General features: G+C 56.8%; 13 protein-coding genes and 1 pseudogene. 9 read left to right on the forward strand and 5 right to left on the reverse strand.

The window, feature by feature from the left end:
- The first annotated feature begins 13 nt into the window (after positions 1-13).
- The 6 genes from PGX04_RS00465 to PGX04_RS00480 all read left to right on the forward strand — a co-directional run bounded on the left by PGX04_RS00465 (position 14) and on the right by PGX04_RS00480 (position 4,716).
- Positions 14-1,555: a TrbL/VirB6 family protein gene (locus PGX04_RS00465; RefSeq protein ID WP_273736723.1), complete on the forward strand. Its 1,542-nt coding sequence runs from the start codon at positions 14-16 to the stop codon at positions 1,553-1,555.
- Between the two features lie 21 nt (positions 1,556-1,576).
- Positions 1,577-2,800, forward strand: coding sequence for an IS701 family transposase (locus tag PGX04_RS00470; protein WP_273736724.1), 1,224 nt, complete (start codon positions 1,577-1,579; stop codon positions 2,798-2,800).
- A 99-nt stretch (positions 2,801-2,899) separates the two neighbouring features.
- On the forward strand, positions 2,900-4,201 hold the full coding sequence (locus PGX04_RS00475) for an ATP-binding protein (RefSeq protein ID WP_273736725.1): 1,302 nt from the start codon (positions 2,900-2,902) through the stop codon (positions 4,199-4,201).
- Positions 4,198-4,389 (forward strand): DUF7563 family protein, encoded by a 192-nt coding sequence (locus PGX04_RS34245; protein ID WP_425498420.1) that lies wholly within the window; start codon positions 4,198-4,200, stop codon positions 4,387-4,389. The genes PGX04_RS00475 and PGX04_RS34245 overlap by 4 nt, the downstream gene beginning before the upstream one ends.
- Positions 4,390-4,391: 2 nt before the next feature.
- The gene (locus PGX04_RS34250; RefSeq protein WP_425498421.1) at positions 4,392-4,553 is read left to right on the forward strand and encodes a DUF7563 family protein; all 162 of its coding nucleotides are present in this window, start codon (positions 4,392-4,394) and stop codon (positions 4,551-4,553) included.
- Complete coding sequence (locus tag PGX04_RS00480; protein ID WP_273736726.1) at positions 4,546-4,716, forward strand: hypothetical protein; 171 nt, start codon at positions 4,546-4,548, stop codon at positions 4,714-4,716. The genes PGX04_RS34250 and PGX04_RS00480 overlap by 8 nt, the downstream gene beginning before the upstream one ends.
- Positions 4,717-4,731: 15 nt before the next feature.
- Here the strand turns inward: PGX04_RS00480 and PGX04_RS00485 are convergent, their stop codons facing one another.
- From PGX04_RS00485 to PGX04_RS00500, 5 genes and pseudogenes are all read right to left on the reverse strand, one after another.
- Positions 4,732-5,019 (reverse strand): type II toxin-antitoxin system RelE family toxin, encoded by a 288-nt coding sequence (locus tag PGX04_RS00485; protein WP_273736727.1) that lies wholly within the window; start codon positions 5,017-5,019, stop codon positions 4,732-4,734.
- Entirely contained in the window at positions 5,012-5,302 is a 291-nt protein-coding gene (locus tag PGX04_RS00490; protein WP_273736728.1) for a ribbon-helix-helix domain-containing protein, read from the reverse strand. The genes PGX04_RS00485 and PGX04_RS00490 overlap by 8 nt, the downstream gene beginning before the upstream one ends.
- 258 nt (positions 5,303-5,560) lie before the next feature.
- Positions 5,561-6,544, reverse strand: coding sequence for a DUF7983 family protein (locus tag PGX04_RS00495; protein ID WP_273736729.1), 984 nt, complete (start codon positions 6,542-6,544; stop codon positions 5,561-5,563).
- Positions 6,545-6,640: 96 nt separating this feature from the next.
- Positions 6,641-6,790, reverse strand: a pseudogene (locus PGX04_RS34255) (site-specific integrase); the annotation flags it as partial.
- A 247-nt stretch (positions 6,791-7,037) separates the two neighbouring features.
- Complete coding sequence (locus PGX04_RS00500; protein WP_273736730.1) at positions 7,038-7,412, reverse strand: SHOCT domain-containing protein; 375 nt, start codon at positions 7,410-7,412, stop codon at positions 7,038-7,040.
- Between the two features lie 225 nt (positions 7,413-7,637).
- Here PGX04_RS00500 and PGX04_RS00505 point away from each other — a divergent pair, with 225 nt between their 5' ends.
- From PGX04_RS00505 to PGX04_RS00515, 3 genes are all read left to right on the forward strand, one after another.
- Positions 7,638-8,030: a hypothetical protein gene (locus PGX04_RS00505; protein ID WP_273736731.1), complete on the forward strand. Its 393-nt coding sequence runs from the start codon at positions 7,638-7,640 to the stop codon at positions 8,028-8,030.
- 6 nt (positions 8,031-8,036) lie between these two features.
- On the forward strand, positions 8,037-8,987 hold the full coding sequence (locus tag PGX04_RS00510) for a TraC-like domain-containing protein (protein WP_273736732.1): 951 nt from the start codon (positions 8,037-8,039) through the stop codon (positions 8,985-8,987).
- The coding region (locus PGX04_RS00515; RefSeq protein WP_273736739.1) for a VirB4 family type IV secretion system protein at positions 8,987-10,782 on the forward strand (1,796 nt) is incomplete at its 3' end. The genes PGX04_RS00510 and PGX04_RS00515, both read left to right, overlap by 1 nt.

Raw genomic sequence — 10,782 nt, forward strand, 5'->3', positions numbered from 1 at the left:
TCCCACCCAACCCATGACCGGATTCAGATTGCCCGTTTCGATCACAAGCATCACAGAAAGCGTTGACCCCACGACACTGGTGCCGGCCCAGAAGAACAGTGCCTTCCTTCCAGTTGACGGCGTCCCCCTCACCGTTGCGTTTATCTCCGGCTGGGTCTCGGACTTTTTCACCTACATCCTGTCCGGAATCATTGGGTTCATCAGTAGCCTCATTGCGAACGGCATTCGTTCGTTCATCATCTTTGACAGTCCCTATAATGACCCGACGATGCAGGGTGCCTTCCAGCACAATCTGGATATCTTCCCTCAACTGCTGGTGATCGTCTTCATGGCTGGGATCGCCTCCAAGCCGTTCGCCGACCGACGTGAGGTGACGAATTTCATGCTGGTCTGGAAAACGTTGAAGGTGATCATCTTCGTGGCCGTTGCCCGCCAGATCATGCACTTTAGTCTCCTTTTGACGAATGCGATTATTCTGCATGTCTATGCCGATGATTATGGCGCTGCGTTCGGCCCAAAGATTCTCGAGGCTGGATTCGGCGGGACAGCCGCGCTAGGCGCTGGTGCCATCATCGGTGGGATCATCATCAGCTTAGTCTCCGTCGCGGGTATCTTGCTCGCCCTCGGGGTCTTTGTGTTTCGAGAGTTCTTGTTCCACGCGACGTTCATTTTGCTCCCGATTCTGGGGGCCATGTTGTACCTGGATTTCGGTCCGCTTCGCCACAGCTCGTCGATCGCGAAAACGCTCTTGCGGGCGACAGCGTACATGCTGCTCGCAGGAATCGTGATGGCCGGGCTGTTGCAGACAGGTGCGGCAGCCGTCGGGGCGTATTCGGATGTCGCTGTCCAGGGCGAGCAAGCAACTGAGGCAGAGTTTGGCGAACTTATCGAAGCAATGCTCTTCTGGCTGATCGGGCTGGTCGCCCCCGCGGCCGTCGGGCTGAAAGCGGCCATGATGGCTGGAATGTCGCCGAGAGGCCTCGGTCGGAGTGCAAAGAGTAGCTCGAGTTCTCAAACGCAACCCTCTTCATCGACCCAATCGGGTGGGAAGTCGCGACGCACTAAACTGATGGAGCAAGCGAGGTATGGGGGGTCGAGAGGGGCCAGATGGGGCGACAGAAAGACAGGTGGAAGGGCGAGCAGTGCTGCCAGCAGCGTGGGATCACGCGTCGGCCAAACGAAAGCAGCAGTTGGGAGTACAGCAGCGTCGAAAGCCCCGCGCTTAGTTGATGCAGGCAAAGGACTAGGCTCTGGTGCGAAAAGAGGCGGGAAGCGCGCAGCTTCAGACGCGAAAGCTGGAGTCTCCTACGGACCTCGAAATCTTCATCAGTCCCCACTCGAGTGGGCAGAGGCCGGGTTGGAACGATATCGGGAAAACCCTGTTATCGACACGTCGACAACCACACAATCGACCAGCAGCGAGGCAGTCGACGCTAATACCAACGCTGCCGACACATCACCAGACACGGGGTCCAATCAGCAGACACTAGACGACTGGAAGGCGAGTCTACCAACCAATAATAACTCAGCTTTGCACGTTGAAGTAGGAGCGTGACGTAGAGGGTGGCAAGGACGGATGATGCCGATCACGGACTTCTTGTCGTGTACGCGTGTGTTCGACGAGTTCGAGTCGCTGTCTCCAGCCCAGCGTCATCACGCCAAAACCTACGCCACAGGTCTTGTTGCGGCCAGCAACAAGACCGTGGCGGGCATCGCACGCGAAGTCCTTCCAGCCAACAGCAAACGCGCTCTAAACAAATTCCTCACCGAGTACGACTGGGACGAACAGCAATTCAACCACGAACGTCTTGAAGAACTCCAGAAACACGGTGAAACACGCTGGTCAAAGGATGGCTACATTATCCTTGACGACACGATCACCAAGAAAGCCGGGGGCGAAGTCCCCGGCGTCGGCCACTTCTACGATCACGCCGAAGGTGACACCGTCTGGGGCCAAGATCTCATCTACGCCTTCTATGCTGACGACAAAACCGCCTACCCGCTCACCTTCCGTCTCTACGAAAAACACGACGAAGACGACCAAGACCACGACACCAAGTACGATCTCGCCCGCGAGATCGTCACCGAACTCGAAGAAGAGGTAGGTGTGCCTGCGGACACCTACCTCTTCGACTCGTGGTTCGCCCACGATTCTGGCCTTCCTGAACACATCGAATCCTACGGCAAGGACTGGATCGGCCCGCTCCGGAGCAACCGACAGGTGACCTACGGCGGAGAAGAGATCCGTGTTGATGCGCTCTTCCAGCGCATCGACACGGTTGAGCGCAACATCGAGGACGAGACCTACCACATCTGGACGAAGAAGCTTCCCGTCTCCCAGCTGGGAGACGTGAAGCTGATCATCGCTGAGAAAGAGACCGACGAAGACGAAGAGAATCCGGTCAAGTACCTCGCCACGAACAAGATCGACGCACCGACCGAACACGTGATTCGCTCCTACGGAATGCGCTGGCGCATCGAAACGTTCTTCGAGGACTCGAAGCAGGATCTCGGCCTAGGAGACTGCGAGATGCAGACGGACGAAGGTGCCAGTCGCCACTGGCACCTTCTGATGGCTGCCTACAGTCTCGTTCGTCTCGATCCTGATTCGAGCGTCTTGGGGGCGGTTCGCTCGAAAGCGTCATCGCTTCGAGCGAACCTCGAACACTCCCTGAAAGAAGCAGTCTACAACCTTCTCTCGTGGGTACGTGATAATGACGGACGAGGCGTTGATGACCTCATGCAAGAGATTGATCACCTCTTCGTTCACTCAACAACCGAGGCTAACGTGCAAAGCTGAGTAATAATAAGGAAGATGGATAGAGCACACCAACTCAAGAGTGTCCTGAAGGAGGTTGTTGTTATCACTTTTACTTTGAGTATATTCACTGCGAATTATGTGGGTGCTACACTGGGAATCGTTTGGGCTGTAGCGTATTTTTCCAGCGCGATTATAGCGCTGATCGCAATCCCTGCGATTTGGATGATTCCCTCCTTCACTGCAGAGCTCTTGACTGCTGGTATCTACCCACTTTATAGAGGAGAGACTAAACAAGCAGATCGGCTCTGGCTGGTTGGAATCTTCATTGGTACAGCGATATTGACGGCAGTGTGGTTTCTCCCAGCCTGGGAAAACAACTGGCCCGTTCTCGCGGGCATCCTTGCGCCGATCCGAGTCTCTGCCATGTTTGAAAGCTCTTGGTATATGGGAGCCAGTTGGCTCGCGTGTGTTCCACTGATGCTGTCAATGGGTATTGGAACCGTTACAGCTGATCCCGAAGAGAAAACCTCGACAGAAGATGGGGGACAGATAGACGCAGTGGACGCGACTGCCCAGAGAGAGAAAGCCGAGACCAAACCCAAGACGTCCCACTCCAGCGATGGAGCGGCTCAAGAGCAATCCATTCCCTCTCAACTCCAATACGGCTGGCAGTCTGCACCTGACACAAGATTTGCGGACGTTGGTGGGATGGAGCCGCTCAAAATAGAGATCGAACGCTCGGCGATCCGGCCGCTGACCCGGCTCGATGCCGCCTACGAACGCTTCAACATCTCCCCACCAAACGGCATCCTCTTCTACGGTCCTCCAGGAACAGGCAAGACGCTGTTCGCTCGAGCCATTGCCGGCGAACTCGGCCATCCGTATCTCGAGCTGTCGGCGGGTGACATCAAATCGCGCTGGATCAACGAGTCCACCAAGCAGGTCAACCGACTGTTTGAGGAGGCCGCACAGTTCGATCGGTGTGTGATCTTCATCGACGAGATCGACGCGCTGCTTGCTTCCCGTGAAAGCGACGTCAATCGCGAGCACACCCAGGTCGTCAACGAGTTCCTCGCACATCTCGACGCCAACGATCCGAATTACCTTGTGATCGCAGCTACAAACCGCGCTGAACTCCTTGATGACGCAGCTACTCGTCGAGGTCGCTTTGACCAGCAGTACGAACTCGGCCTTCCAGATCGCGACGCTCGAGAGGCCATTTTCCGCGTCCGGCTCGAGGAGCTGCCGACGGACCTTGACAACAAAGCATATCGGAAGATGGCCGAGCAGACAGAGGGACTCAGTAGTGCAGATATCGCTGGGATTGTCGACGACGCCGCAATGCGCGCCGCCGAACGTGACGCTGACGCACTTACGCTCGAGGATCTCCGCATGTCGCTCCCAGACCACCAACCTCATGATACTTCAACAATGGATTGACCGATCGGGTTCACACCGAGGATCGCTTCACTCGCGTATTCGGTGGGCAGAACGACGAAATCCAGACGTGTCCAGAGTGTTCGACGTTCAGCCAGCTCGTCGAACCACTGTCGTTGAACGATTCGATTGACGAACTCGAGACGACAATAGACCTATACGAGAGCTTTGAGAACAGTGAGGATAACTGACCATGGCTGAATGTGACAATTGTGGCGCACACATCACAGATCGATACAAGCGTGTCTTCGCAGCGAACGATGGGACGTTACGAGCCTGTTCGAACTGTTGCAGCCAGTCAGAAATGTTCGAGGGAGCGGGATCGTCTCGATCGTCAATATCGGAAATTGATTGAACAGCGGGAAGAGCACACTAAACTCGTCGAGTACGTCGAAGAAGAACGAGAAGTACAGCGCTATCGCGCCCGCCGACAGCGCATGGTCGACCAGGCCGGCGCACACACACGACTCAAGTGGTGGTGGACTGGCATCCCCGTCGACGACGATCGCGGCGAGTAGAATCCCTCAGTTCAGCTAATCGTCACCGCGGTAGGCGTTTCCGCCGCGCTTCTTGATCGTCAGCACATGGAGGACTTTTGCCTGGGGATCCGCGCGACATCCGAGTCGGAACGGGCCGACGCGAAGCTTTTGGTGTGGGGCACCCTGCAAGGGCTCGAGGTAGTCTCCCGGCTCACGCCACTCGTCGGTCACGACGTCGTCGAGCTTCTCAGTGATCCGACGCTGTGCGTATTCGTCAAGCGACTCGAGCTGCCGGCGAGCGCTCTGTGTAGCCCGCCAGTCCCACTTGTCACCGTCACTCATCGTCGTCGCCGGCATCACCGTCGTCGATCCCCAACTGCTCTTTCACGTCGTCGCTCGAGTGCGTCCGCCCCTCCTGTATCTCGACCTCGCTCGCCAGCATCGCTTTCAGGTCCGCCCGGTTAAACTCCGGGTGCTTTGCGGCGTCTCGTGCAATGTCTCGAAGAAACTCGCTCCGGTTCCCGTACCCCGCCTCTTTCCATGCCGCGTCGATGTCCGCGAGTTGTGACTCCGTCATGCGGATATTGACCGTCGTCTTCTCCGGTTCGTCAGTCGATGTTGCCATACATACGTGTACGATCTTCATACACAAAGAACCACCGCCTCAGTGCTCAAAGAGATACTCGCTACCTTTGACAGCGAGAGAGTCCCGCCCCAACTCGAGAGAACTCGTCGATGATCGTTCCTTTGTCTGGCTTCGAAAGGTAGGGTTCAAGACTTTGATAATCGTCCCAGCCGACCACTTCCATCATGACCCGAGAATTCATCCGCTCCCGAACGAGCATCGTGTGAGCGCAGTATCGGCGAAGGTCGTGCGAGGTGATTACGATCGCGTTCCGACTGACGTCCCGGGGTTGAACTCCGTCAAGTCCTCAATCCGCTGTTCCAGTTCCGCGACTTCTTGGCGCAACTCCTCGGCTTCTGGATCGTCACTCAGCGCCAGTTGGTCTTTCAGTCCTTGGAGACGGCTTTCCTTGCTTTCCTCGTCAACCTCAGCTTTGCGGACGTATTCGCGTTCGTCGATCTCGTACACCGCCGACTCTGAGAGTTCAGTCACTTCGAGCGCCTCATCGACCTTCTCGCGATCAACGGACATGAGCCGCTCGCGAGGGATGCCGGCGTCTTCGAGCACACGGATCACCTCCTCATCGGCTTTGAGCGAGCGGTTGCGTCGAGTCGTGCGTTGGACCGATCCATACTGGCCGTATACCGGCTTATCGTGGTGAAGTCGGTCAAGAAGGACTTCACGGACCTCTGTCCGAAGGTCGCCCGCATTCCGTTGGACATCCGAGAGTAGTGTATAGAGATTGATGAGCACTGGCGTCTCCCACTCGTCGAGTACCGCTGGATTATGCCGCTCGAGAGCGTCGATCAAGAGTAGCATGTCGGCGTAGACGTCAAGATCTGGTTCCGTCCGGTCTTGATCCTGCTCGTCAGGGGAGGGAGATGCACCCTTGATGAGTTGTGAGGTTGTTGGCTCGTCAGTCTCAGTGAGCGTCCCCGCTCGGTCGTTGCACTCATAGCGAGGGTGAAGACTCAGCACTGCCGCGTACGGTTCCGCGTCCAGGGGAAGCCGTTGGAGTTCGAATGTGCCCCCAGAGTCGGCGATTTGGCCGGCTAAGGTCTCGAATTGGTCGCGTTGCAACGGTTGCGAGTCACCGGTATCGGCGAACTTGATCACGATACGGGGGTCTTGAGCACTGGTAATACGAAACTGCTTCTCAGTGAGCGGTGTTGTGAGTGTGGCGTCCTCTCCAAGAGCATCGCATTCATCGAGGAGTGTATGCCAGCTCGTCGCAAAAGGCATGGCTGTATGTAGTGGCCCGACGAAAAAACGTCTTCCCTTGTCCCACAGACCGTCATAGAGAGGTACACACACCTCGACACTATCCTTGATCGAATGTCACGCTAAGCCAGCGTCTTCGAAGGTCTCATTGACTATGTCGGCAGTGGGTGCGTTCAGATAGGGTTCGATTGCTTGGAACAAATCCCAGCCACCGACCGCCATGACAACTCGAGGGTTTACCTGCTTATCGACGAGACGTTCTTGTGACGGAGATTGTTGGTGACCGCGATTGGCGCTCAGTGGTGACCGTAAAACCGGTACCATTCTTACTCAGGTCGGTGACTTGCTCGGACTCGAAGGATTCTGTGTTGCGCTAAAATACTAGACAGCTCTCCACCAACAATGTGCTTCACAAGAGCGAATAAAATATTCATTGAGTACTCTGCACCACGCTATCGGAACACCAGTGACCGCCGGCGATAGGCATACACCGAGTAGTCGTCACAGAGTGAGGTTAGGACCGCTCCGTCACGACATCTTTGTCCCGATACTCTGTGGTGTCTTCAAGTGTTTCTGTCTCTACAAGGTCGCCTAACCGACGCTCAAACTCCGTCTGGTCGATCTCGCCACGTGCGTATCGATTTCGGATAACCGTCAATGCGTCGTCTGATTCATCAGTCTGCTGTGGTTCCTGCTCGCTGGACGTGTTAAGATCAGAGAGTCCCCCTTTGAGATAGATAAATCCTGCAGCACCGAAGAGTAACGCGACGACTCCGAGTGGATTTCCCGAGGCGAGTAAGCCAAGACCGAGAAACGTGGCCACGAGTGACACCGCGAGAATCCCCCCATTGACCGGATGCTCAGCGTTGCGTGGCTCACCGCGTGCCATATCTATGCTACTTCGGGAACTGCTATAAAACCCTCTGTGTTTGGTTGTATGGAACGGTAGCGCCTGAACAGACTCAATCTTTGCCGTCTGGATTCCGCCGCCTTCAGGCGGAGGTGGATGTCAATGCTAGTCTGGGGCCTCAAAGTCGTCCAAAGCCGTTGATCCTGGGGAATATCAAAAGTGGGAGTAAATTTTAACTAGTTATACCTAAGAGGCGCAAGTAGTATGGAAACATTCCCAATCGCAGGGCGTGTTGTTAATACGAAATTGGTTTTCGGGTTGACCGCTCGAGAAGCTGGCGAGGTGCTCGTGGTTCCGTTCCTGGCCATGGGTATCGCCCAAAGCCTCGGCTTCACCGGAACACTGTTTCTGGGTGCCGGCGGGATCGGACTCGCCATCGGCATCCTCATCCTGCTGGTTTCCCCCGCCGGGCAGCGACCGATCAGCTACGCCCGTGCCGCCGCCGAGTACCATCTCGGCTCGAACGAGTACCACAACCGGAGAACGCGACCCGAACCGGAGACACCCGTCGTTCAGGACGTCGTCTCCGTCCGGCAGGATGGTCTCGATATCGAGACGGTTGAAGCCGAACTCGAAGCGGACGCCGACGGACGGTGATCGATGATGGGAACTGCACCCACCGACGAGCCAGCCACCGAAACAGAGTCAAACGTACATGAAGAAGGCGAGGAGCCCGTTGTCCAGCCGACTGCCAACAGTGACCACACGCCGCCCACACCCGAATCCGACCTCGAGGTGCTGCAAGCACTCGACAAATTCCTTGACGACATCGACACGGACCTTCCAACCGCTCGCGAGCGCTCCCGGGCGCGTGATCACTTCGACCTCAAGGATCGCCTTGGTGGATCGACAACGACCCAGGAAACGCTCAGCTTCGACTACGTCCGGGAGGATGGTATCGCCGTCGACGGCGACAGCTACATCGGCCTCTTGAAAGTCCATCCGCAGAACTGGCTCTCGCTGAGTGAACAGGCCAGACACGACACGATGAGCGCATACATGTCCTTCCTCATGTCGCTCGAGTTCAGCGTGGCCGTCCCCTGCTACCCGAAAACGTTCGACCTCACGGGGCATCTCGAGCGCTTCTACACGGCATCGTCGAGTACGACTGCTCGAGAAGAGACGCCGATTCTCCAGTACGGACGGAAGTTCTACATCCAGTGGGCGAGCGACCGGATCACAGACGCCGACCTCAAACAACGCGATTTCTACATCGTCACCCGCGTCGACGCCGACCAGGTCCACAAGAATCTCGACACGGGAAGCGTTCTGAGCCAGCTTGGCGATCTCCCGCTTATCGGCGCTGCCTGCTCGCGAGTGCTCGCTCACACGCCGTTCGGCGATTCGCATGAGGACGCACGAACTGAGCTCTGCATTCGGGAAGTGAGACAGCGACAGCGCCGGATTACAAACAAGCTCGGCCGGACGGAGGTCTCGATCGATCAGATAACCGACCGTCAGGAAACCATGGAAATCCTGTACCACTACTACAACCACGTCGACCCGCAGTTCGAGAAGTTCAATCAAGCGACCAAGACGGAGGGAGAGTACTGATGGGGCTCCTCTCAGGGCTTCGTTCTCGTCTTACCTCGGGTAGTAAGCACACGCTCAAGGAGATCGATGACGAGACGTTCGACCGGGCAGCAGCGATCGTCGAGGCCAACGGCGACGACCTCACCAAGGAAAACATCCGCGAGCAAGCCGAGCATCTCCTCGAACTCGAGGAGGTCGACGAGGGGGAGTTCCGACTGGGTGTCGTCCAAGATGATACCGAACAGTCGCTTGCTGACCGGGATATCATCGCTCCACGAAAGCTGAAAGAGGTCTCCAACTTCTTCGAATCGGGGTACATGATCCGCAACGACAAGTTCGTCCGTACGCTGACGATCCACGGCTACCCCGAACGCGTCCCCTTAGGTTGGCTCGATGAACTGTATACGACGAACGATCACGTTCGCGTCACGCAACACATCCAGCCACGTGATACCGGCTCCGTTCTCCGCAAGTTGCAGAAACGGCTCACCCAGTTACGGGCTCGCCTCCACAAGAAACACGAGAAGAGCCAGACCGACACCCACGAAGAGGAGGCCGACCGCGACATGGTCCAGGATCTCATCTGGGATATCATCCTCGGGGAGACGAAACTGTTCGACTTCGCGATCTACATCGAGGTGGTCGCCGACACCGAACAGGAGCTCAACGAGGCAACTGAACGCGTTGTTGATACGCTCAGTACCGCGAACGCAGAAGCAGTCCCCCTCGAGAAACGGCAAGTCGAATCACAGGACGCACTCGGCCCGCTCGGTGACGATTCGATCAAGTCGACTCAGTTGATGCAGGAGACCGCCATCGGCACGATGTTTCCGTTTATTGAGCCGGTGATTACCGACCCCGAGGGGATCTTCTATGGGTTTGACGCGACGAACACGCCTGTTATCCTCGACAGATACGAGCTCTCCTCGTACTCGAAGGCAATCGCCGGCACAATGGGCTCCGGAAAGACGTTCGCCGAGAAACACGAGATGTACCATCGGTTGATGATGGATCCCGAGATCGAGATGTTGGTTCTCGACCCACTCGGGGACTTCGTCGACTTCGCGAACGACCTTGGTGGGCAAGTGATCCGCTTCGGCGGCGATAACACAGTCAATCCGCTTGAGATCCAGCGTGGTATCGACGACGCTGTGGACGATCCGTTTAAGAAGAAATTGCGCTCGGTGATGGAGCTGTTTCGCATCCATTTCTCGGCGGTGGCCGAGCAGTCGCTGAGCAAGGAGCAGGAGGGGATCCTGCGGCGGGCCGTCCGACTCGCTTACCTCCAGTACGGCATCACGGAAGAGACGGCGACCCATGAGAACACGAGCCCGACGATCAAGGACCTCCTTGATATCCTCTCAGAAATCGCCGACGGTGGCCTGCCATCGGACTTCCTGGAACTGCACGAGGATGCGAACGATGAGCGGGTCTGGCCCGAGATTGACCAGCTCGAGACACGATTTCGGGATGGCGACGAACAGTACGCTTACCAATTATTGCTGGGTCTCGAGGCGTTCCAGAAGGGCGGCGAGAACGACAACCTGACCGGCCGGACGAACGTCGAACTCGACAATCGCTTAGTCGTCATCGACATGTCGATGTTTGCCGACACGGGGCAGGCACCACTGTTCATGCACGTGATGTTCGACTGGATCTACCAGCGAGCGGCCAGTGATCACGACCGGCGGACGCAGGTGACGATCGACGAGGCGCACTACCTGTTGCGGCGGGCAGCGACGACGGACATGATCGATCTGTTCATCCGGCACAGTCGCCACTTCAATACCGCAATCACGCTCATCTCCCAGACTGT

The sequence above is a fragment of the Natrinema soli genome (genome assembly GCF_028618695.1).

Bases quoted from the DNA above. Each gene is read 5' to 3' on its own strand.
- PGX04_RS00465 (WP_273736723.1), top strand. From the start codon at position 14: ATGACCGGATTCAGATTGCCCGTTTCGATCACAAGCATCACAGAAAGC.
- PGX04_RS00470 (WP_273736724.1), top strand. From the start codon at position 1,577: ATGATGCCGATCACGGACTTCTTGTCGTGTACGCGTGTGTTCGACGAG.
- PGX04_RS34250 (WP_425498421.1), top strand. From the start codon at position 4,392: ATGGCTGAATGTGACAATTGTGGCGCACACATCACAGATCGATACAAG.
- PGX04_RS00485 (WP_273736727.1), bottom strand. From the start codon at position 5,019: ATGAGTGACGGTGACAAGTGGGACTGGCGGGCTACACAGAGCGCTCGC.
- PGX04_RS00490 (WP_273736728.1), bottom strand. From the start codon at position 5,302: ATGGCAACATCGACTGACGAACCGGAGAAGACGACGGTCAATATCCGC.
- PGX04_RS00495 (WP_273736729.1), bottom strand. From the start codon at position 6,544: ATGCCTTTTGCGACGAGCTGGCATACACTCCTCGATGAATGCGATGCT.
- PGX04_RS00500 (WP_273736730.1), bottom strand. From the start codon at position 7,412: ATGGCACGCGGTGAGCCACGCAACGCTGAGCATCCGGTCAATGGGGGG.
- PGX04_RS00505 (WP_273736731.1), top strand. From the start codon at position 7,638: ATGGAAACATTCCCAATCGCAGGGCGTGTTGTTAATACGAAATTGGTT.
- PGX04_RS00510 (WP_273736732.1), top strand. From the start codon at position 8,037: ATGGGAACTGCACCCACCGACGAGCCAGCCACCGAAACAGAGTCAAAC.